The organism is Pontibacillus sp. ALD_SL1 (genome assembly GCF_017355605.1).
Map to the genome: position 1 here is coordinate 1,702,272 of NZ_CP062974.1, position 20,843 is coordinate 1,723,114.

Annotated in this window: 24 protein-coding genes; all 24 read left to right on the forward strand. The window is 39.1% G+C overall.

Annotated features, from left to right (window positions below; all coding sequences use genetic code 11):
• The first annotated feature begins 3 nt into the window (after window positions 1-3).
• The 24 genes from IMZ31_RS08575 to IMZ31_RS08690 all read left to right on the forward strand — a co-directional run bounded on the left by IMZ31_RS08575 (window position 4) and on the right by IMZ31_RS08690 (window position 20,831).
• On the forward strand, window positions 4-366 hold the full coding sequence (locus tag IMZ31_RS08575; RefSeq protein ID WP_036778714.1) for a response regulator: 363 nt from the start codon (window positions 4-6) through the stop codon (window positions 364-366).
• 12 nt (window positions 367-378) lie between these two features.
• Window positions 379-1,056, forward strand: coding sequence for a flagellar biosynthetic protein FliO (locus IMZ31_RS08580; RefSeq protein ID WP_207530096.1), 678 nt, complete (start codon window positions 379-381; stop codon window positions 1,054-1,056).
• Window positions 1,049-1,714, forward strand: coding sequence for a flagellar type III secretion system pore protein FliP (gene fliP, locus IMZ31_RS08585; protein WP_207530097.1), 666 nt, complete (start codon window positions 1,049-1,051; stop codon window positions 1,712-1,714). The genes IMZ31_RS08580 and fliP overlap by 8 nt, the downstream gene beginning before the upstream one ends.
• 21 nt (window positions 1,715-1,735) lie before the next feature.
• Window positions 1,736-2,005 (forward strand): flagellar biosynthesis protein FliQ, encoded by a 270-nt coding sequence (gene fliQ / locus IMZ31_RS08590; protein WP_036778720.1) that lies wholly within the window; start codon window positions 1,736-1,738, stop codon window positions 2,003-2,005.
• Between the two features lie 2 nt (window positions 2,006-2,007).
• Complete coding sequence (gene fliR / locus IMZ31_RS08595; RefSeq protein ID WP_207530098.1) at window positions 2,008-2,790, forward strand: flagellar biosynthetic protein FliR; 783 nt, start codon at window positions 2,008-2,010, stop codon at window positions 2,788-2,790.
• Entirely contained in the window at window positions 2,791-3,873 is a 1,083-nt protein-coding gene (flhB, locus tag IMZ31_RS08600) for a flagellar biosynthesis protein FlhB (protein ID WP_207530099.1), read from the forward strand.
• Between the two features lie 18 nt (window positions 3,874-3,891).
• Entirely contained in the window at window positions 3,892-5,925 is a 2,034-nt protein-coding gene (flhA, locus tag IMZ31_RS08605; RefSeq protein ID WP_207530100.1) for a flagellar biosynthesis protein FlhA, read from the forward strand.
• On the forward strand, window positions 5,922-7,055 hold the full coding sequence (gene flhF / locus IMZ31_RS08610) for a flagellar biosynthesis GTPase FlhF (RefSeq protein WP_207530101.1): 1,134 nt from the start codon (window positions 5,922-5,924) through the stop codon (window positions 7,053-7,055). Before flhA ends, flhF begins: the two co-directional genes overlap by 4 nt.
• The gene (locus tag IMZ31_RS08615; RefSeq protein ID WP_207530102.1) at window positions 7,048-7,905 is read left to right on the forward strand and encodes a MinD/ParA family protein; all 858 of its coding nucleotides are present in this window, start codon (window positions 7,048-7,050) and stop codon (window positions 7,903-7,905) included. The genes flhF and IMZ31_RS08615 overlap by 8 nt, the downstream gene beginning before the upstream one ends.
• 7 nt (window positions 7,906-7,912) lie before the next feature.
• Entirely contained in the window at window positions 7,913-8,986 is a 1,074-nt protein-coding gene (locus IMZ31_RS08620) for a protein-glutamate methylesterase/protein-glutamine glutaminase (RefSeq protein ID WP_207530103.1), read from the forward strand.
• A gap of 7 nt (window positions 8,987-8,993) precedes the next feature.
• The gene (locus tag IMZ31_RS08625; RefSeq protein ID WP_207530104.1) at window positions 8,994-11,087 is read left to right on the forward strand and encodes a chemotaxis protein CheA; all 2,094 of its coding nucleotides are present in this window, start codon (window positions 8,994-8,996) and stop codon (window positions 11,085-11,087) included.
• A 19-nt stretch (window positions 11,088-11,106) separates the two neighbouring features.
• Window positions 11,107-11,574 (forward strand): chemotaxis protein CheW, encoded by a 468-nt coding sequence (locus IMZ31_RS08630; RefSeq protein ID WP_207530105.1) that lies wholly within the window; start codon window positions 11,107-11,109, stop codon window positions 11,572-11,574.
• Window positions 11,575-11,579: 5 nt separating this feature from the next.
• Window positions 11,580-12,221, forward strand: a complete 642-nt coding sequence (locus IMZ31_RS08635) for a chemotaxis protein CheC (protein WP_207530106.1) — start codon at window positions 11,580-11,582, stop codon at window positions 12,219-12,221.
• Window positions 12,211-12,696: a chemotaxis protein CheD gene (locus IMZ31_RS08640; protein WP_207530107.1), complete on the forward strand. Its 486-nt coding sequence runs from the start codon at window positions 12,211-12,213 to the stop codon at window positions 12,694-12,696. The genes IMZ31_RS08635 and IMZ31_RS08640 overlap by 11 nt, the downstream gene beginning before the upstream one ends.
• The gene (locus IMZ31_RS08645; RefSeq protein ID WP_207530108.1) at window positions 12,696-13,034 is read left to right on the forward strand and encodes a hypothetical protein; all 339 of its coding nucleotides are present in this window, start codon (window positions 12,696-12,698) and stop codon (window positions 13,032-13,034) included. Before IMZ31_RS08640 ends, IMZ31_RS08645 begins: the two co-directional genes overlap by 1 nt.
• Before the next feature lie 21 nt (window positions 13,035-13,055).
• A complete protein-coding gene (locus tag IMZ31_RS08650) occupies window positions 13,056-13,832 on the forward strand; it encodes a FliA/WhiG family RNA polymerase sigma factor (protein ID WP_207530109.1) in 777 nt (258 codons plus the stop codon).
• A 17-nt stretch (window positions 13,833-13,849) separates the two neighbouring features.
• Entirely contained in the window at window positions 13,850-15,247 is a 1,398-nt protein-coding gene (locus IMZ31_RS08655; protein WP_207530110.1) for a flagellar assembly protein A, read from the forward strand.
• A 29-nt stretch (window positions 15,248-15,276) separates the two neighbouring features.
• The gene (locus IMZ31_RS08660) at window positions 15,277-15,807 is read left to right on the forward strand and encodes a hypothetical protein (protein ID WP_207530111.1); all 531 of its coding nucleotides are present in this window, start codon (window positions 15,277-15,279) and stop codon (window positions 15,805-15,807) included.
• Between the two features lie 152 nt (window positions 15,808-15,959).
• A complete protein-coding gene (gene rpsB / locus IMZ31_RS08665) occupies window positions 15,960-16,691 on the forward strand; it encodes a 30S ribosomal protein S2 (RefSeq protein WP_036778753.1) in 732 nt (243 codons plus the stop codon).
• Between the two features lie 156 nt (window positions 16,692-16,847).
• Entirely contained in the window at window positions 16,848-17,732 is an 885-nt protein-coding gene (tsf, locus tag IMZ31_RS08670; RefSeq protein WP_207530112.1) for a translation elongation factor Ts, read from the forward strand.
• 82 nt (window positions 17,733-17,814) lie between these two features.
• Window positions 17,815-18,537, forward strand: coding sequence for a UMP kinase (pyrH, locus tag IMZ31_RS08675; RefSeq protein WP_036778758.1), 723 nt, complete (start codon window positions 17,815-17,817; stop codon window positions 18,535-18,537).
• A 2-nt stretch (window positions 18,538-18,539) separates the two neighbouring features.
• On the forward strand, window positions 18,540-19,097 hold the full coding sequence (gene frr / locus IMZ31_RS08680) for a ribosome recycling factor (RefSeq protein WP_036778761.1): 558 nt from the start codon (window positions 18,540-18,542) through the stop codon (window positions 19,095-19,097).
• 159 nt (window positions 19,098-19,256) lie between these two features.
• The gene (locus tag IMZ31_RS08685) at window positions 19,257-20,021 is read left to right on the forward strand and encodes an undecaprenyl pyrophosphate synthase (RefSeq protein WP_207530113.1); all 765 of its coding nucleotides are present in this window, start codon (window positions 19,257-19,259) and stop codon (window positions 20,019-20,021) included.
• Between the two features lie 15 nt (window positions 20,022-20,036).
• Window positions 20,037-20,831, forward strand: coding sequence for a phosphatidate cytidylyltransferase (locus IMZ31_RS08690; protein ID WP_207530114.1), 795 nt, complete (start codon window positions 20,037-20,039; stop codon window positions 20,829-20,831).
• Window positions 20,832-20,843 lie beyond the last annotated feature (12 nt).

Here is a 20,843-nt window from a genome sequence, read left to right on the forward strand (position 1 = left end):
TTTATGGCCAGTAAAATTTTAATTGTAGACGATGCAGCATTTATGAGAATGATGATTAAAGACATTTTGACGAAGAACGGATTTGAGGTAGTAGGAGAAGCTCAAGACGGAAGTGAAGCAGTGGATAAATATAAAGAGCTGCAACCAGATCTTATCACGATGGATATCACAATGCCTGAAATGGATGGAATCTCTGCCCTTAAAGAAATTAAAGGGATGAATGCTGATGCTAAGATTATTATGTGCTCTGCAATGGGGCAGCAAGCGATGGTTATTGATGCCATTCAAGCAGGAGCAAAAGACTTCATTGTAAAACCATTCCAAGCAGACCGAGTACTTGAAGCAATTAATAAAGCATTAGCTTAACAAGGAGGAAGTATGACTAAGCAGTTATTTATTTGGGTGAGTACCCTCGTCATCATTACGGTATTGTGGCCAACATCAATGAATTTATCTGCACAACCAAGTGTAGAAACATGCATAGAAAATCCAAACCTTGAAGGATGTGGGGATTACGATTCATCTAAAGAAAAAGGAGAAGAGGAAGAACAAAACACCTCTTCTTCACCTGCTTCCTCTGAGAGTTCGATTATTTTAGATTTAATAAAGATTATACTGGCTCTTGCTTTCATTATCTTCTTAATCTATATGTTATTGAAGTTTATGAACAAACGAAATAAAAGCATACACCCTTCTAGAGCTTTGGAAAATATGGGAGGAGTGCCTTTAGGTCAGCAAAAGTCTTTACAAATTGTTCGTATTGGACAACAATTCTACGCAATTGGTGTAGGAGAGAACGTGGAGCTAGTAACAGAGATTACCGATGAGAGTACGATAAAAGAATTAACGAAGAACAATGAAGCGGATTCTGAAAGCTTTTCACCATCGATGTTAAAGCAGCTGTTGCCACAGAAGAAAAAAGAGGCAAACCATAATGGAAGCTATCAAAATCAATCGTTTCAAAAACTATTTCAATCAGAACTTTCTTCTTTGAAGGAACGGAGACAGCAACTTATAGAAGCGGAAAAGAAAAAGAAAGAGGATTCAAATGAATGAATTTATAAATCTATTTGCAGACTCAGATCCAGCAAACGTAGCCACATCCGTAAAGCTTCTATTGGTACTAACAGTTCTCTCTATAGCTCCTGGAATTTTAGTTCTTATGACAAGTTTTACAAGAATTATTATTGTTCTATCATTTGTTCGTACATCACTGGCAACACAACAAATGCCTCCAAACCAAGTATTAGTAGGATTAGCCTTGTTTTTGTCTTTCTTTGTGATGGCGCCAACACTACAAGAAGTGAATGAAGAAGCCCTCACTCCTTTGTTTAATGAAGATATTTCTTTAGAAGAAGCTTATCAGAATGCTAGTGAACCAATGAAAGAGTTTATGGCAAAACACACAAGGGAGAAAGACCTTGCTTTATTTATGAACTATGCTCAAATGGAAAAACCAGAAAGTGTACAGGATATCCCCTTAACTACTATGGTTCCGGCCTTTGCTATTAGTGAGTTAAAAACCGCTTTTCAAATGGGGTTTATGATTTTTGTTCCCTTCCTCGTGATTGATATGGCTGTGGCAAGTATCCTTATGTCAATGGGGATGATGATGTTACCTCCTGTAATGATTTCACTTCCGTTTAAGATTTTGCTTTTTGTTCTTGTGGATGGTTGGTATCTCATTATGCAGTCACTTTTAGAAGGATTTTAAGAAAGGAAGGGAGATCAATAGATGAATAGTCAGTTTGTTATTTCACTAGCTGAAAAAGGTGTAGTAACCGTGCTTACCATTACAGGACCATTGCTCATATTGGCGTTATCCGTGGGTTTACTTGTTTCTATATTCCAGGCCACCACACAAATTCAAGAACAGACACTTGCCTTTATTCCGAAAATTGTAGCTGTAATGGGTGGACTTGTTTTCTTTGGTCCATGGATGTTAACAAGAATGGTAGAATTTACAGCCACTATTTTTGAGAACTTGAACCAGTTTGTAGGGTAGGAATGGTTAATTTAATTGACCTAGCGAAAGTGCCTGGATTTTTATTAATATTCATGCGAGTCACAGCCTTTTTTGTTACTCTTCCTCTGTTTTCGTATCGGAATATGCCTACTCAGCATAAAATAGGATTTAGTGTGTTTCTGGCTTTATTAATGTATTTCACAATTGATGTACCAATTATTCTATTAGATGGAACATTTATTCTCCTAATTTTGAAAGAGGCCATGGTTGGATTATTAGTGGGTTTCATTGCTTACCTGATCTTATCAGCCATTCAAATAGCGGGAGGATTCATTGACTTTCAAATGGGGTTTGCAATTGCAAATGTAATCGATCCCCAGACCGGCGTTCAAAGCCCTTTAATTGGGCAGTATCTATATACATTTACACTATTATTTTTACTAGCTGTAAATGGTCATCACCTATTAATTGATGGTGTTTTTTACAGCTATGAAGTGATTCCTATGGAACAAGTAGTTATACCTTTTGGCGAAGGTTCTATTGCTGAATTTGTTCTATTTACTTTTAATAAAATGTTTATAGTAGCTTTCCAGATGGCAATGCCTGTTGTCGGATGCCTATTCTTGGTTGACGTCGCTTTAGGCATTATTGCTCGTACGGTTCCCCAATTGAACGTTTTCGTTGTGGGCTTACCTTTAAAAATATTTGTAAGTTTTGTAGTCATTATTATTTCATTTGGTATGTTTTCGATCTTAGTAGAGAATTTATTTGATTTAATGCTTGTCTCAATGAGGGATTTAATGGCACTGATGGGAGGGTCTTAAATGCAGAAGTTACAATTAGATCTGCAATATTTTTCTGGTGAAAAAACGGAGAAAGCAACACCGAAAAAACGTGAAGACTCTCGTAAAAAAGGTCAGGTTGCCAAAAGTCAAGATGTGAACACTGCTCTGCTTCTTTTTGCGGTATTTTTAATGATGTTCGTAATTGGCGGTTTTTTAAGGGACAGGTTCACAAGTTTATACAGACATACCTTCCAAGAGTACATAACTTGGGAAGTAACAGAGCAAACAGTCCATCAGATGTTACTCCAGGTTACGATGGAAATGGCTCTTACCGTAGCTCCTTTGATGGGAGCGGCTATTGTTGCGGGATTAGCTGCAAATTTTTTGCAAATTGGTTTTCTTTTCACAGGAGAACCATTGAAAATGGACTTGAAAAAGTTAAACCCTATTCAAGGGGCGAAAAAGATTTTTGCGGCTCGTGCATTAGTAGAACTACTTAAGTCTTTGCTCAAGATTGGTTTTATCGGGACTGTAACATTTACAGTGTTATGGATGAGACGGGGCGATCTTTTAGAAATGTCTCAAAAAAGTGTAGAAAGCGCCGTTAGTTTCTTCGGTCAAACAACAGTCATTATGGGACTTGCTGCTTCTCTTTTGCTTTTACTGTTATCTACCATTGATTATATTTATCAGCGCTATGACTATGAAAAGAATATTCGGATGTCAAAGCAAGACTTGAAAGATGAGCATAAAAACATTGAAGGGGATCCTCAAATTAAATCAAAGATAAAAGAACGGCAGCGTCAGATGTCACAGCAGCGAATGATGAGTGAAGTGCCAGAAGCGGATGTTGTCATTACAAACCCTACACACTTCGCCATTGCGATTAAATATGATGAGGAGAAAGCTCAAGCCCCTTATGTTGTTGCTAAGGGTGTCGATTATGTCGCTTTAAAAATAAAAGAGATTGCGCATGCAAATGACGTTACTACTGTTGAAAATCGACCGTTAGCAAGAGCATTGTATGATCAGTCAGAAATTGACCAACCCATAGGTGAAGAATTTTACCAAGCGGTTGCTGAAATATTAGCTTACGTATATAAACTTCAGAAGAAAGCGTAATTGTAGGGAGAGAAATGCATGGCCATTAGAGATTTATCGGTATTGGTTGGCGTTATACTTATCATCGTTATGTTAGTCATTCCAATGCCTCCTGTACTCTTAAGTATCTTTATACTCATTAATATTACATTAGCTCTCATTGTCATTTTAGTGGCAATGAACACGACTGAAGCATTACAGTTTTCCATTTTTCCATCCCTTTTATTATTGCTCACTTTGTTTAGGTTGGGGTTAAACGTTTCTACAACGCGTTCCATATTAGCAAATGCAGAGGCTGGAGGCGTTGTTGCAACGTTTGGTACATTTGTTACGGGAAACAGCGCACTAGTTGGTTTTGTAATCTTTGCTATCCTTGTAATCATTCAATTCCTGGTCATAACAAAAGGGGCTGAACGTGTGTCAGAAGTTGCTGCACGATTTACACTAGATGCGATGCCAGGTAAGCAGATGAGTATTGATGCTGACTTGAATGCGGGATTAATTTCCGAGCAACAAGCAAAAAATCGCCGAGAAAAAATTGAAAATGAAGCCGATTTTTATGGGGCGATGGATGGTGCAAGTAAGTTTGTAAAAGGTGACGCCATCGCTGGAATTATTATAGTATTAATTAATATCATTTTCGGACTGATTATCGGAATGACTCAAAAAGGGTATGGCTTCTCTGAAGCTATTGATACATATATGAGATTAACTGTAGGAGATGGGCTTGTGAGTCAAATTCCCGCTTTGCTTATATCTACTGCAACAGGGATTGTCGTCACACGTGTTGCTTCAGAAGGGAATCTTGGAACAGATGTTTCCACACAGCTATTAAGGTACCCGAAACTTTTATACATTGCGTCTGCAACAATCTTTATGCTCGGGCTCACACCGATACCGATTCTAATTACAACCTTCATATCGGGTGTATTGGCATTTGGGGGTTGGTGGCTCTCAAGAGAGGAAGCCCAAGACCAAGAACCTGATTTAGAAGAAGAGACAGAGCAAGAGAGTTCTGACATGAAGTCACCTGAGAATGTCGTTAGCTTGATTTCAACTGATCCTATTGAATTTGAATTTGGCTATGCTCTTATTCCCTTGGCAGATACAAATCAAGGAGGAGATTTACTAGATAGAATCGTAATGATCAGGCGACAGTTAGCAATTGAACTCGGCTTAGTTATCCCTGTTGTTAGAATTAGAGACAACATTCAGCTAAATCCTAATGAATATCGTCTAAAAATAAAAGGGAATGAAGTGGCAAAGGGAGAGCTTCTTCTTGATCATTATTTAGCTATGAGTCCAGGCGTTGAGGACGAGAGTGTAGAGGGGATTGATACACAAGAACCCGCTTTCGGCTTACCAGCTAAATGGATAGCTGAGGAAACGAAAGAAGATGCTGAAATGTTTGGCTACACGGTGGTAGACCCACCATCTGTTGTATCTACACATATAACAGAAGTCATTAAGCAGTATGCTCACCAGTTATTAGGAAGGCAGGAGACGAAACAGCTTATTGATCATTTGAAAGAGTCGTATCCTATCTTAGTTGACGAAGTAACACCAGAGCCATTATCTGTAGGGGAAGTGCAAAAAGTATTAGGGAAGTTATTAAGAGAAAATGTATCGATTAAAAATCTTCCTGTCATTTTTGAAACATTGGCGGACTTTGGGAAGATGACGAATGATACAGAACTTCTTGCTGAGTATGCCAGACAGTCGTTATCAACTCAAATCACTCAACAATATTCTACTGGCCCGAATGGACTAAAAGTCATTACCGTTTCAGGAAAAGTGGAAAAAACTATAGCTGAACATGTTCAACAAACAGAACATGGTAGCTATTTGGCTTTAGATCCTGAAACCCAACAGCAAATTGTTCAATCGGTTGCTAGTCAGGTTGAGCAGCTTTCCTTGCAGGAAGAGACTCCGATTGTATTATGTTCGCCTGCTACAAGAATGTATGTGAAGCAGTTATTAGAACGATTCCTACCTCAGGTAGCCGTTCTTTCTTACAACGAATTAGAACCTAGTGTAGAGGTACAAAGTGTAGGGGAGGTGAATGTAGCGTGAAGGTAAAAAAATATCGTGCCCCAACGATGCCAGAAGTAATGAAGCAGGTTCGAAATGAATTAGGGTCAGAGGCCGTAATTCTTAATTCCAAAGAAATTCATAACGGAGGGTTTCTTGGAATGTTTAAGAAAAAGTCTATAGAAGTTGTGGCAGCTATAGACCCAGAACCAAAGCGTGATTCAGAACAAACTTATACAATGCAACCTATGCAAAGATCCTCACAAGGTAGCTCATCAAAAGACATACGTACCGATCAAAGTCAAAATGTGTACGATGAATTACAAGAGCTTAAGAAATTAATGAAGACTCAATCAACAAGCAGCCCGCTGGTGTATCCAGGTGTGTTACAAAAACTATATACCCAGCTGATTGATCAAGAAGTAGCTGAAAGAATTGCGAAAAGTCTTATTGACCCATTAGTCGAACATTATTACGTTGCAAAGGGGGACGTTGACATTGCAACTGCAAAAGAGTGGGTAAAAGAGCGTCTTTGTTCAGAATTAGAAGGAATACCTTTTGGAGGTATTGACTTTAATAAAAAGTACATCCATCTCGTTGGACCTACAGGAGTAGGGAAAACAACATCGCTTGCTAAAATTGCTGCAGAAAGTGTGTTAAGCCATCAAAAACGAGTAGCTTTCATCACTACTGACACGTATCGTATAGCAGCGATTGATCAATTAAAAACATATGCAAAAATATTAGATGTTCCAATAGAAGTTGCTTATAACCTTGATGATTATAAGAAAGCCAAAGAAAAATTTTCTGACTACGATATTGTGTTGGTTGACACAGCGGGGCGGAATTTTAAAGATGAGAAATATGTTCAAGAATTAAAGGAAACAGTTGATTTTGAAGAAGAGTTAGAAACTTATCTAGTTTTATCTATTACAAGTAAGGCGAAAGACATTGAGGAGATTTATAAACAGTTTAATAGTGTTCCCCTTAAACGATTGATTTTTACTAAAGTCGATGAAACGTCTCATTATGGTGCCATGGTCAATATGATGATGAAATATAATATTGGCGTTGCTTATCTAACCGATGGTCAAAACGTTCCGGATGATATAAGAGAAGCCTCCTCTAAATCAATTGTCTCAAAATTAGTGGGAGGGCTGACTTATGAATGATCAAGCCTCTAACTTGAGAGAGAAATTAAAACATATCAAATCATCTAAGGAAGCTAAAACGATTGCTGTTACAAGTGGTAAAGGGGGCGTAGGGAAGTCAAATTTTGCTCTCAACTTCGGTCTGACTTTAGCAGATAAGGGGAAACGAGTCTTGCTGTTTGATCTTGATATTGGAATGGGAAACATCGATATTCTATTAGGTCTTACTCCTAAGAGATCGATTGTAGAAATGTTTGAAAACAATTTATCCATTTTTGACATCATTGAAAAAGGGCCCAAATCTCTTTCCTATATTGCAGGAGGGTCAGGGCTTTCTACGATATTCACCTTTAATGACGGGCGTATAGATTACTTTTTTGATCAATTAGAGAAACTTATGCAGAGTTATGATTATATTCTGTTTGACATGGGAGCAGGTATCACGCATGAAGGGGTCCATTTCATTCTTGCGAGTAACGAGTGTATTGTTGTAACGACTCCTGAACCTACATCATTAACAGATGCATATGCCATGATGAAGCATATCCACCAAAGAACGAGTGAACTACCAATTCGAGTAGTTGTCAACCGTTCCTTTTCAAATAAGTCCGGTGAAGAAACACTCAAACGTTTACAAACTGTAGCAGGAAAATTCTTGAACCGAACCGTTTATCCTCTTGGAATCCTTCCAGATGATCGAACGGTCGTAAAAGCTGTGACAGCTCAAGTCCCTTATACGTTATATAATGATAAAGCTCAAGTAAGTAAAGCGATAAATGAAATCGCTCTTAACTATTTAGGAGATCGACTAACGGTAAATCCTAAACGTTCATTTTTGTCCCGGTTAAAGCACTCTTTATTAGAAAGGTAGATCCTATATGAACACCATTCGAGTATTGGTCGTTGATGACTCTGCCTTTATGAGAAAAATGATAGGGGAAATTTTAGAAGCAGATCATCGAATAACTGTAGTTGGAACAGCAAGGAATGGAGAAGAGGGCCTTAAAAAGGTGAAAGAATTATCTCCTGACATCATAACGCTCGATGTAGAAATGCCTAAAATGGATGGCCTGACCTGTTTGAAAGAAATTATGAGAGCGCACCCACTTCCAGTAGTGATGTTATCTAGTATGACGACTCGTGGTGGAGAAAATACATTAAAAGCCATGGAATATGGGGCGGTCGATTTCATAGAGAAGCCTTCTGGGCCTATATCATTAAACATCGATTCCATAGCAGAAAAAATTGTAGGAAAAGTGATTGCTGCATCAAAGGCCAACCTTAATGAAGTTAATAAGTCAGTGGTTTCCCCTATAATTGCTTCATCTGAGACGATTGATGCAAAACGGTTTGTTTATTCAAAGGGTAAGCAGGATTTGATTGCAATTGGTACTTCTACTGGTGGTCCAAGAGCTCTTCAGCAAGTGTTGACTGCTTTACCCAAAGACTATCCAGCTCCAATTGTTATTGTTCAACATATGCCTCCTGGCTTTACTAAGTCTCTTGCTCAAAGACTTGACAGGTTGTGTGAGATCTCCGTCAAAGAAGCGGAAGATCAGGAAACTTTGCAAGGTGGAGTAGCATACATAGCACCAGGAAATTACCACATGAAGATTCGGTACCAAACAAATTTAATCATTCACCTAGATCAGACAGATGCAACAAAAGGACATAGACCGTCAGTAGACGTATTGTTTGGTTCGATCGCTCGTATAAATTCAATTAATATGATCGCCGTAATCATGACAGGTATGGGGTCAGACGGAGCATTAGGGTTAGAGCAATTAAAGAAATCAAACAATTCTGTAGCAGTTATCGCAGAATCAGAGAAATCATCCATTGTTTTTGGAATGCCTAAAGCAGCCATTCTAACCCATTTAGTAGATGAAGTTGTACATGTAAACGAGATCAGTCTAGCCCTCATGAAAAGAGTGGGCGGACACAAGAGGTGAAGGTTATATGGAAATGAGCCAATATTTAGAAGTTTTTATTGAAGAAAGTAAAGAACACTTACAAACTGTAAATGATTCATTATTAAAGTTAGAGAAGAGCCCAGAAGATCTGACTATAGTAAGCGAGATTTTTCGAGCTGCCCATACTCTAAAAGGAATGTCGGCTACAATGAACTATCAGGATTTGGCCAACTTAACCCATAAGATGGAAAATGTTCTTGATCTCATTCGTAATAGCAAAATTCAAGTAGACAGCGATTTATTAGATATTATTTTTGATGCAGTGGATGATCTTGAAGCAATGGTTGGAGACATTGCTACCGGAGGCCAAGGAGCAAGGGATGTTCAACAAGTTGTCGTTAAGCTTGAACGTATTGAGGAAGGTGAAGCTCCTGCTAAGGTACAACACGAACAAATTGCCCTTAAATCAAAAGAAGAAACGACTAGTGAAATTTCAAATGAACTGAACTTAGACGAGTTTCAACGTACGGTTTTAATGGAATCTGCTGAACAAGGATTTACAAATTATGAAATCACGGTTTCACTCACCAAAGATTGCATGTTAAAAGGTGCGCGTGTGTATATGGTGTTTGAAGTGTTAGAACAAATTGGGGAAGTAGCTCAATCAGCACCGACAGTTGATCAGTTGGAGGAAGAAAATTTCGACCTTCAATTTAAGGTTTTGCTTCTTTCAACACATGATGAAGAAGATATTCAAGCTCGTATACTAAAAGTTTCTGAGGTTGATTCGGTTGTAATTAAGAAAGTAACAGCTGACGACTATGTTTCTACTACAGAGACAGGGAGTCTAGCCACATCCCCATATAAGGATGATTCTAAGGATGAGTCCAAACAACAACCTGATGACAAAGAACGTATAGCCGTTGCTGTGAAAGAAAAGATAGAATCACCAGAAGAGTCAAAAACTCAAGAGTCTCCACAAAAGGCAGCGCAAAGCAAAACAATTCGGGTCAATATCGATCGACTAGATGTTTTAATGAACCTGTTCGAAGAGCTTGTCATTGACAGAGGGCGTTTAGAGCAGATTTCAACAGATTTAAACCATTCAGAACTGCAGGAAACGGTAGAACGTATGTCTCGTATATCAGGAGATTTGCAAAGCATCATCTTAAATATGCGCATGGTGCCGGTTGAGCAAGTATTTAACCGTTTTCCTAGAATGGTTCGTCAATTGGCGAGGGATTTGAATAAGAAGGTGAATCTAGTTGTTGAAGGAGCCGAAACCGAGCTCGACCGCACTGTAATTGACGAAATTGGGGACCCGCTTGTTCATCTAATCAGAAATTCGTTAGATCATGGAATTGAAACACCTGAGAGTCGTGTAGCAAAGGGGAAACCAGAAGAAGGAAACCTAAAGCTACAAGCCTACCATAGTGGCAATCATGTTTTCATAGAAATCTCTGACGATGGTGGAGGGATTAACCGAGATAAGGTGCTTCAAAAAGCTATTAATAATGGACTTGTTACAAATGAACAAGCTTCTGGTTTGTCCGACCAACAGGTATTTGATTATATCATGTCTAGTGGATTTTCTACTGCAGACGAAATCTCAGATGTATCTGGCCGCGGTGTAGGGTTAGATGTAGTAAAGAATACGATTGAATCACTAGGGGGTTCGATCACAATAGATTCTGTTCCGGATAAGGGATCAACTTTCTCCATTCAATTGCCACTTACATTATCAATTATTTCAGTTATGCTTGTTGAGGTTCAACAAGAGAAGTATGCTGTACCACTTTCGTCGATTATTGAAACTGCAATCGTTAAGAAAGAAGACATCATGCATGCTCACAACAAACAAGTCATCGATTTTCGAGGCAACGTGGTTCCGCTAGTATCTCTTGAAGATGTTTTTGAGGTACCACGGGAAGTAGACAAAGGTGATTATTATTCTATTGTAATTATACGTAAAGGAGACAAAATGGCTGGTCTTGTTGTAGATTCATTTATTGGTCAACAAGAAGTTGTGCTTAAATCTCTCGGTAACTATCTTCAGAACGTATTTGCTATTTCAGGTGCTACTATATTAGGAGACGGACAGGTAGCTCTTATTATCGACAGTAATGCACTAATTAAATAGAAAAGGGGGAAGTGGAGATATGGAAGATCATACTCAGGATTTAAAAGTTATTGTGTTTCAATTGAATAATGAAGAATATGGGGTCCCTGTAAGCCGGGTGGGATCTATAGAGAGGATGCAGCCGATAACTCGAGTTCCTCGTACTGCTTCTTTTGTTAAAGGGGTTATGAATTTAAGAGGAGTTGTAACACCAATTATAGATCTGAGAGAACGGTTTGATATTGAGGAATCAACTTATGATGATCGTACACGTATTATCATTGTCCACCTTGAGGAGATGGAAGTGGGCCTTGTGGTTGATGCTGCTAATGACGTGATAGATATTCCAGGTGGAACTATTGAGCCTCCCCCTGAAGTTGTTGGCACACTAGATGCTGACTACATAAGTGGTGTAGCGAAATTGGAGCGCAGACTGCTCATTCTACTGGATTTAGAGGAAGTCTTGTCAGATCTGGAAATGAAGCAATTGCAATCTATAGAAGGTTAATTTGAATGAAACTTGACAATCGTTTTACTTCATATCATTTAGATGTTTTAAAAGAGATTGGAAACATAGGCGCAGGAAATGCTGCCACAGCATTATCGAAACTTTTACAACGAAAGATTGACATGAAGGTACCTTCTGTCCGTGTCATGGATTTTGATGAAGTCATGGATATTGTGGGAGGGGCTGAACGGATGGTTGTATCTGTATTCCTTCGGGTTGAAGGCGATGCCCCGGGGAACATGTTCTTTATTATGTCTCCAACACAAGCTAATCGTTTTGTAAGATACATGACAGGTGATGAAACTTTTGATTTCAATACACCTCCTTATTCAGAACTTGCTTTATCTTCCGTACAAGAATTGGGGAATATTTTGTCAGGATCTTATTTATCTTCCATGTCGGATTTTACAAGTTTATCTCTTTATCCATCTGTGCCCTCTATTGCAATTGATATGGTAGGGGCCATTCTTAGTTATGGACTTCTAGAACTTTCACAAGTCAATGATTATGCCATTGTTATTGATACGACGTTTGTAGATGAAGTAAATCAGGGGGAGGAGATGAAAGGTCACTTCTTCCTTCTTCCGGATCCCCCTTCGTTTGATACGATTTTCACTTCACTGGGAGTCCCAACAGATGAAGCGTGAACATGTTGTGAAGGTCGGGATAGCTGATTTAAATATTGTTCACGATCCAGGCGTAATCCGCACATCTGGGTTAGGTTCGTGCATTGGAGTTGTAATTTATGATCTGCGCGCAAAATTAGGGGGAATGGCGCATGTAATGCTTCCTGATTCTGGACTGGCTAAAGGAGATCAAATAAAGCTAGCTAAGTATGCAGACACCGCTATTCCTGTTTTGATGGAGCTGTTAAGGCAAGAAGGCGGGAAATCTTTTAAAGCAAAGCTTGCAGGTGGGGCTCAAATGTTTCAGTTCTCAAGTAATGACATGATGCGGATCGGCCCTAGAAACTTGGAAGCTGTTAAGAAACAGTTGGAATATTACGGAATTGCTGTTGCAGCAGAGGATTGTGGGGGGAGCAATGGTCGCACCATTGAATTTAACCCTTCAAATGGTACGTTACAAATAAGAACTGTAAATAAAGGTGTGACAGAAATTTAATGGTAGGTTCAGTCTTATGGAATGTACTTTTTGCAAGTGTCGGAGCTTTACTAACCTTAGGTTTATCTTTTCCTCAAAATACAGTACCAACTACCTCTATAAAAGTAGGGGTTGTATTTACTTTCTTCTATATATTTATGTATCTTTTCCGAAAAGCAATAGGAGTTTCTATTGTCTCAGTAGGGAGACAAGATGGAGAAACTTGGGAAGAAGACAAGTCAGAAGTGAAATTCCAAAAAACAAGTGAGCAAGACCAAGGAATTGAAAGTCAATTATCAGAAGAGGAAGCCAAGCAAACCTCAGACATGGTTAGGGCTTTATTAAATGAAGACCAATAGGTAATAGCGAGGAGGGTATATATGAACAACAATTCGGCTCCTCATGAAGAACAATTATGGGAGAAATGGCACAAGGAACGAGATATAGAATCAGGAGATGAGCTTGTGAAGCGATATATGCACCTTGTCATGTACCATGTGCAACGAATTGCTGCTCATCTGCCTCAAAGTGTTCATAAGGAGGATATTCGAAGTCTGGGGTTAATCGGGCTTTATGATGCTCTTGAAAAATTTGATGTAACACGCGATTTAAAATTTGACACATATGCTTCATTTCGTATAAGAGGTTCCATTATGGATGGTCTCAGGAAAGAAGATTGGTTGCCTCGTTCTATTCGTGATAAATCAAAGCGCATAGAGCAAACAGCAGAACATTTAGAGCAGTTCTTGCAAAGAGAAGTAACATCAAAGGAAGTTGCAGATCATTTGGGGATGCCAGAGCAGGAAGTCGATTCGATCGTTAAAGACACAGTCTTTGCAAACCTCTTATCTATTGAAGAAAAACCAAAAGATACAAAAGATGAGCATAAAGAGGGGATTGGTTATTCATTGCCGGATCAAAACACCATCACCCCACATGACCAAGTTATAAAAGAAGAGAATTATCGCGACTTAGCAATAGGGATAAAAAAGTTAAATGATAAAGAACAATTAGTAGTGAGTTTATTCTATCAAGAAGAGCTAACCTTAACAGAGATTGGGCAAGTAATGAGTTTAACTACTTCTCGTATTTCTCAAATTCATGCACGTGCTCTATTTAAATTAAGGAAGGTTCTTAAAGATACAATAAGTATGTAAACGAGGGGGGGCTTTTAATGGGGGTTATTGAGAAATTTCCAGAATATTTCACTGTACAAATCGATTCAGATAAAATGTTAGCGACTCTTTCATTGAAGAAAGAATACCATTTAGAGCTCTCCTTTTCTAAAGGCGATCTTATAGAAACATTAAATTCACACGATATTACGTGGGGACTTGAAGAAGGCAATCTTGAAGTAATTTCATCTGGAGCCAAAGAGGATGAATTCCCTTTGATAATTGCTGAAGGATTACCTCCTCAGGATGGTGCTGATGGTAAGATACGATACGAGAAAGAGTTGTCTCGTACATTTTCTTCGGATGAAAAAGTGAATTTTCGCGATGTAATTAAAATTCCTTCTGTTCACGCTGGGGATTGCTTATTAACGATTCTCGAACCGACAAAAGGAACGGCTGGCAAAACCGTTACTGGTGAAAAAATCTCCCCTAAACCCGGGCGTTCTGTACTATTACGACCAGGGCAAAATGTAGAATGGAAAAAGAGTGAATCAAGGATGTACGCAACTTCAGATGGTCAACTATCAGTAGGTGACAGAAGTGTTCATGTATACCCTCTTTATGAGGTTCATGGGGATGTATCCATGAGGACGGGCAATATAGAGTTTGTAGGGAGTGTGGTGATTCGCGGAAACGTACCTACGGGTTACACCATTAAAGCAACAGGAGACGTTACGATTTATGGCCTGCTTGAAGGATCCACCGTTGAAGCAGGAGGATCAGTTTACATATCAGAGGGAATTGCAGGGCATGGAAAAGGTAGTGTGATGGCTGGAGTAGATATAAAGTGTGGCTATATAAATCAGGGAAAGATTGAAGCAGGGCGTAATTTATTCGTTGAAAACTCTGTATTACATAGTGACGTAATAGCAAGAAAACATATCTATTGTCAAAAAGGAAACATCATAGGTGGAGCCCTTTCTGCAGGTTCTTCTATTGAAGCGAAAGATGTCGGTAATAAAATGAATACACCTACTCAAATCTATGTTGGTTCAAATAAGAAGCTTTTAGAGACGCAGCAGGAACTTGAACTTGAAAAGGAACAATTAATGGACACCTTACATAAGCTCTCAATTATCGGAGATAAATTACTTCTAAAACAAGAAAACTCTGGACTAAGCAGTAAGGAACGCATAACCTTATTGCGACAGCGAAACTCATATGAGCAAACATATACGAGGCTTCAAATCGTGCAAAAGGAATTAGCGGCTCTCGTACCTGATTACGAAGATGGAGATCAAGCTTATTTATTGACTCACGGTACATTATTTGCTTATGTCACTATTGCCTTTGGAAAATATCAACGTAGAGAAAGTAGAAATTACACCAAAGCAAGAGCTACATTTAAAGATGGGGAAGTATCTATACAATCTATGGAGGGTCAACCTCAATCTTAAGGGTCTGTGTAGGTGAAGAAAGGAAAATTATGATACCATATTTACTCGCCATTAGCTTTTTGTTGCATGGAATTCTTCTAGTAGCCATTGTGATTTTATCTCTAAGAGTATCGAAAGCGAAGGAACTAGAAAAACGTCAAGAACAGATAGCTAAAGAAATAGAAGATACTTTTACTGCATATTTACTAGAAATTAAAGAAGAAAATGTGCAGCTATTGAATAAACTTGAAGAAAACGGTGACAATGGTGAAAAGGTCAAGACGCAAGAGGTACCTTTAGAGGATGTTCCTCATAATTTGAACTCAAGAAAGAATATAAATCGTTCTACTAATCAAGTGGAGGGACGTGAGGTCATCCAACAAGAGTGGGGTAATGAAATTGAGACTCATTCTTATCAACCTCCAGTTCCAGATGAACGAGATCACTACCAGCCATCAATTGAATCATCAGTGTTTCAAATGTATAATGAAGGTGCAACGGTTGAGGAAATTGCCAAACAGTTAGACCGTGGTACAACAGAAATTGAACTTACACTGAAATTCCACTCAAGAATGTCATAATTATTCTTGCTTGGAATGATGTCGTATGATATATTTATTTTTGGTGTTAGTACACACGCTTGTCGATTCATGCGGTTGGTGCTCTATTCTAGAGTTCCGCAATGAAGATGATACAGGCGGAGGATAACAAATAACCATTAGGAGGCAACATCATGTCAGTAATTTCTATGAAACAGCTTTTAGAAGCTGGTGTTCATTTCGGACACCAAACTCGTCGTTGGAATCCAAAGATGAAGAAATATATCTTCACGGAGCGTAACGGCATCTACATCATCGACCTTCAGAAAACAGTTAAAAAGGTTGACGAAGCATTTAACTACGTTAAGGAAGTAGCAGCGAACGGCGGTAACGTCCTTTTCGTTGGTACGAAGAAGCAAGCACAAGAATCCGTTAAGGAAGAAGCAACTCGTGCTGGTCAGTACTACATCAACCAACGTTGGTTAGGTGGAACACTTACGAACTTCCAAACAATCCGTAAACGTATTGCTCGTCTTAAAGACATCGAGCGTATGGAAGAAGACGGTACATTCGACGTACTTCCTAAGAAAGAAGTTGTAGAACTTCTTAAAGAAAAAGAACGTCTTGTTAAATTCCTTGGCGGTATTAAAAATATGGAAAGTCTTCCAGACGTAATGTTCATTATCGACCCGCGTAAAGAGCGTATCGCTGTAGCGGAAGCTCACAAACTAAACATTCCGATTGTTGGTATCGTTGACACAAACTGTGATCCAGACGAAATCGACTACGTTATCCCTGCGAACGATGACGCAATTCGCGCTGTAAAACTTCTTACTTCTAAGATGGCAGACGCTGTTCTTGAAGCTAAACAAGGCGAAGAAACTGAAGAAGTTCAAGCTGAAGAAGCAGAAACAGCTGCTGAATAAAGAAGGTTTGAAAGGTGATAAGAGGGATTAACCTTTTATCACCTTTTTTAAAGAAAAGATAGCATAATGTTTTCGTTTTTATGACAAGCAATACGGCGCAAATTGTTATTGCTTTTCTTTGAAACATAATATTGAACATTTAAGGAGGATTTTATAATGGCTGTAACAGCAAAACAAGTTAAAGAACTACGCGAACAAACGGGCGCGGGTATGATGGATTGTAAAAAAGCCCTTACTGAAACTGATGGTGACATGGAAAAAGCAGTTGAGTGGTTACGTGAAAAAGGTATGTCTAAGGCTGCGAAAAAAGCAGACCGTATCGCTGCAGAAGGTTCTGCTTCTATCAAAGTAGACGGTAACACTGCTGTTATCTTCGAACTGAACGCAGAAACAGACTTCGTTACGAAGAACGACCAGTTTAAAGCAATGCTTTCTGAACTTGGCCAGCATCTTGTGAAACAACAACCAGCAACTGTAGAAGCGGCACTTGAGCAACCACTTCATGGTGAAGGCGACACTCTTCAAGACTACATCACTTCTCAAGTAGCTAAAATCGGTGAGAAAATCTCTCTTCGTCGTTTTGAAATTATCACTAAAGGTGATAACGATGCATTTGGCGCTTACACTCACATGGGAGGTCGCATTGGCGTACTTTCTGTTCTTGAAGGTACAACGGATGAAACGGTTGCTAAAGACGTTGCGATGCACGCTGCAGCAGTTAACCCTCGCTATGTAACACGTGATGAAGTTCCAGAAGAAGAAGTAAACGCGGAGCGCGAAGTTCTTAAGAAAGAAGCGCTAAACGAAGGTAAACCTGAACATATCGTTGAAAAAATGGTTGAAGGTCGTCTTAACAAATTCTACGAAGGTATCGTTTTTACTGAGCAAGCATTTGTTAAAGACCCAGACCAAAAAGTTAAACAATATGTATCTGAAAAAGGTGCTTCCATTAAAGGCTTTGTACGTTACGAAGTTGGCGAAGGCATGGAGAAGAAAGAAGAAAACTTCGCTGAAGAAGTAATGAACCAAGTAAATAAATAAAACATGATAGCTTTAGTGGAATAGGGGACACGTGGTGTTCCCTATTTTCAAAAGCTTACATAAATGTGATATGGAGGTTATTATGACAACAGCTCACTATCGTCGTGTTGTATTAAAGTTGAGTGGGGAAGCGTTAAGTGGTGCAGAAGGATATGGGTTAGACCCAGCTGTCATTCAATCCGTGGCACGCCAAGTTAAAGAAATTTCAGAATTAGGTGTTGAAGTTGCGGTCGTTGTTGGTGGCGGAAACATCTGGCGTGGAAAAGTAGGAAGTGAAGTTGGCATGGACCGTGCAACTGCTGACTATATGGGAATGCTAGCAACTGTTATGAATTCGTTAGCGATGCAAGATAGCCTTGAGAATATTGGTATTCCTACGCGCGTTCAAACGTCTATTGAAATGCGACAAGTAGCTGAACCTTATATTCGTCGTAAAGCTATTCGTCATCTTGAGAAAAAACGAGTAGTGATCTTTGCTGCCGGTACAGGTAATCCTTATTTCTCAACAGATACTACAGCCGCATTACGCGCTGCTGAAATTGAAGCAGATGTCATTTTAATGGCTAAGAACAACGTGGATGGCGTCTATAATGACGATCCTAAACAAAATAAAGATGCGAAAAAGTATGATGAGTTATCCTATCTTGATGTTCTTAATGAAGGATTAGGCGTGATGGATTCTACTGCTTCTTCGTTATGTATGGACAACGACATCCCACTTCTTGTATTCTCGATTACAGAAGAAGGTAATATTAAAAAAGCCGTTCTAGGCGATCAAATTGGAACTATTGTGAGGGGGAAATAAATATGCCTAAAACAGTATTACAGCAAACAAAAGAACAAATGGAGGAAGCGGTGCGTGCATTTACACGTCAATTAGCTACCGTACGAGCGGGTCGTGCGAATCCTTCTATCCTCGATGGTGTAAAAGTAGATTACTATGGTGCAGTTGTACCACTAAATCAACTATCAACAATTTCTGCTCCTGAAGCACGCATGTTAGTTATTACACCGTTTGATAAGTCATCAATCAGTGAGATTGAAAAAGCAATCCAAAAAGCGGATCTTGGTCTTTCGCCATCTAGTGATGGTAATATTGTACGTATTAACATCCCGGCTTTAAATGAACAACGTCGTAAAGACCTTGTTAAAGTTGTAAAGAAATATACAGAAGAAGCAAAAGTTCAAGTACGTAATGTTCGTCGTGACTCTAACGATCAACTGAAGAAGCTTGAGAAAGATGGAGACATTACAGAAGACGAACTTCGCAGCTATCAAGATGATGTGCAAAAAGAAACAGATAAAAACATTGCAGAGATCGACAAAGTTGCTAAGACTAAAGAAGAAGAAATCATGGAAGTTTAATGTATTTCCTTGTACAATGAATGATGAACCCTCTTGTTAGAAGGGGGTTTTTCATTTTTGGGCTAGTCAAGGTGTGCAGATGATTGGCTTTCGCTAATAAGCGAAAGCCTCATTTTTCTATACATATACAATTAACGCCCCCCAAATGGAGGATCTCGCATGGTACTAAAACTTCCTTTTTTTAAAAAGAAGATGACACCGACAGAATCAATACAACTCGACCGTACTAATATTCCTAGGCACGTTGCCATTATTATGGACGGGAATGGAAGATGGGCAAAAAAGCGAGGCTTACCTCGCGTGGCTGGTCATAAAGAGGGAATGGATGTTGTCAAAAAAATCGTTCGTCGCGCAACAGACTTGAACGTTGGCGTCCTAACGTTGTATGCCTTCTCTACAGAGAATTGGAAACGTCCCAAAAACGAAGTAGAATTTATAATGAAATTACCTGATGAGTTCCTCAACACATATTTACCAGAATTAATGGAGAATAATGTGAGGGTAGAGACCATCGGGCATATTGATAAGCTACCTCCACATACGAAGAAAGCTGTAGAAAACGCTAAGAAACAAACCGAAGGCAATACAGGACTTATATTAAATTTTGCCCTTAACTATGGCGGGCGTGATGAAATCGTTCAAGCCGTACGTCAGGTAACTCAGCAAGTCATAGATGAAAAGGAACATCCATCTACTATTTCAGAAGAGATGATCGCCTCACATCTTTACACACACCAGTTGCCAGACCCTGATTTGTTAATTCGAACGAGTGGAGAACAGCGATTGAGCAACTATCTACTGTGGCAACTTGCCTATGCTGAATTTTGGTTTACAGAAGTATTATGGCCTGACTTTGATGAAGGTCAATTCGAAAAAGCTCTCCATGATTACCAACAGCGCAAGCGACGTTATGGAGGGGTATAAGGTGTTGAAATTGTTATGAAACAACGAATCGTTACGGCGATTATATTTGGTTTGTTAATCATTCCTATATTCTTTTTTGGGCAACTTCCGTTTGTCATTCTTATATATGGTTTTGCTACAATTGGTCTTGCTGAACTTATGAGAATGAGACGAATCTCCCCTATTTCATTTCCAGGGGTCGTATCTTTTGTCCATTTATGGGTGCTGTTAGCTCCTGAAGAAACATTCTCAGGGATCATTGACATGACCAAGGCAGAATTCACATTACTAGCTGTGTTTATTCTCTTAGGTTACACAGTTCTTGTTAAAAACAAGTTTACTTTTGACGAAGCAGGATTCTTACTGCTTTCTGCTGTATATGTAGGGATGGGATTTTACTATCTAATTATGACTAGAAATGTGGATGAGTTCGGTGTTCATTATGTCTTTTTCACATTATTGCTGATCTGGGCAACCGATACTGGAGCTTTCTTCTTTGGTAAAGCAATGGGGAAACGCAAGTTATGGCCTCAAATCAGTCCTAAGAAAACAATTGAAGGCTCTCTTGGAGGGATTTTGTTAGCTTGTGTGGTAGCTGTTATTTTCCACCTGTTAGCGCCACTTGACAAATCAATGTTCGTCATTATTGCCGGAGCTGTTCTAATTGCTGTATTTGGCCAAATTGGAGACTTAGTTGAGTCAGCCTACAAGCGACATTATTCAGTTAAAGACTCAGGAAAGTTGTTGCCAGGTCATGGAGGAGTACTTGATCGCTTTGATAGCTTAATTTTTGTGCTTCCCATTCTGCATTTTATCCAATTTATATCATAGGATTAAATTAGC

Bases quoted from the DNA above. Each gene is read 5' to 3' on its own strand.
- IMZ31_RS08575 (WP_036778714.1), top strand. From the start codon at position 4: ATGGCCAGTAAAATTTTAATTGTAGACGATGCAGCATTTATGAGAATG.
- IMZ31_RS08580 (WP_207530096.1), top strand. From the start codon at position 379: ATGACTAAGCAGTTATTTATTTGGGTGAGTACCCTCGTCATCATTACG.
- fliP (WP_207530097.1), top strand. From the start codon at position 1,049: ATGAATGAATTTATAAATCTATTTGCAGACTCAGATCCAGCAAACGTA.
- fliQ (WP_036778720.1), top strand. From the start codon at position 1,736: ATGAATAGTCAGTTTGTTATTTCACTAGCTGAAAAAGGTGTAGTAACC.
- fliR (WP_207530098.1), top strand. From the start codon at position 2,008: ATGGTTAATTTAATTGACCTAGCGAAAGTGCCTGGATTTTTATTAATA.
- flhB (WP_207530099.1), top strand. From the start codon at position 2,791: ATGCAGAAGTTACAATTAGATCTGCAATATTTTTCTGGTGAAAAAACG.
- flhA (WP_207530100.1), top strand. From the start codon at position 3,892: ATGGCCATTAGAGATTTATCGGTATTGGTTGGCGTTATACTTATCATC.
- IMZ31_RS08615 (WP_207530102.1), top strand. From the start codon at position 7,048: ATGAATGATCAAGCCTCTAACTTGAGAGAGAAATTAAAACATATCAAA.
- IMZ31_RS08620 (WP_207530103.1), top strand. From the start codon at position 7,913: ATGAACACCATTCGAGTATTGGTCGTTGATGACTCTGCCTTTATGAGA.
- IMZ31_RS08625 (WP_207530104.1), top strand. From the start codon at position 8,994: ATGGAAATGAGCCAATATTTAGAAGTTTTTATTGAAGAAAGTAAAGAA.
- IMZ31_RS08630 (WP_207530105.1), top strand. From the start codon at position 11,107: ATGGAAGATCATACTCAGGATTTAAAAGTTATTGTGTTTCAATTGAAT.
- IMZ31_RS08635 (WP_207530106.1), top strand. From the start codon at position 11,580: ATGAAACTTGACAATCGTTTTACTTCATATCATTTAGATGTTTTAAAA.
- IMZ31_RS08640 (WP_207530107.1), top strand. From the start codon at position 12,211: ATGAAGCGTGAACATGTTGTGAAGGTCGGGATAGCTGATTTAAATATT.
- IMZ31_RS08645 (WP_207530108.1), top strand. From the start codon at position 12,696: ATGGTAGGTTCAGTCTTATGGAATGTACTTTTTGCAAGTGTCGGAGCT.
- IMZ31_RS08650 (WP_207530109.1), top strand. From the start codon at position 13,056: ATGAACAACAATTCGGCTCCTCATGAAGAACAATTATGGGAGAAATGG.
- IMZ31_RS08655 (WP_207530110.1), top strand. From the start codon at position 13,850: ATGGGGGTTATTGAGAAATTTCCAGAATATTTCACTGTACAAATCGAT.
- IMZ31_RS08660 (WP_207530111.1), top strand. From the start codon at position 15,277: ATGATACCATATTTACTCGCCATTAGCTTTTTGTTGCATGGAATTCTT.
- rpsB (WP_036778753.1), top strand. From the start codon at position 15,960: ATGTCAGTAATTTCTATGAAACAGCTTTTAGAAGCTGGTGTTCATTTC.
- tsf (WP_207530112.1), top strand. From the start codon at position 16,848: ATGGCTGTAACAGCAAAACAAGTTAAAGAACTACGCGAACAAACGGGC.
- pyrH (WP_036778758.1), top strand. From the start codon at position 17,815: ATGACAACAGCTCACTATCGTCGTGTTGTATTAAAGTTGAGTGGGGAA.
- frr (WP_036778761.1), top strand. From the start codon at position 18,540: ATGCCTAAAACAGTATTACAGCAAACAAAAGAACAAATGGAGGAAGCG.
- IMZ31_RS08685 (WP_207530113.1), top strand. From the start codon at position 19,257: ATGGTACTAAAACTTCCTTTTTTTAAAAAGAAGATGACACCGACAGAA.
- IMZ31_RS08690 (WP_207530114.1), top strand. From the start codon at position 20,037: ATGAAACAACGAATCGTTACGGCGATTATATTTGGTTTGTTAATCATT.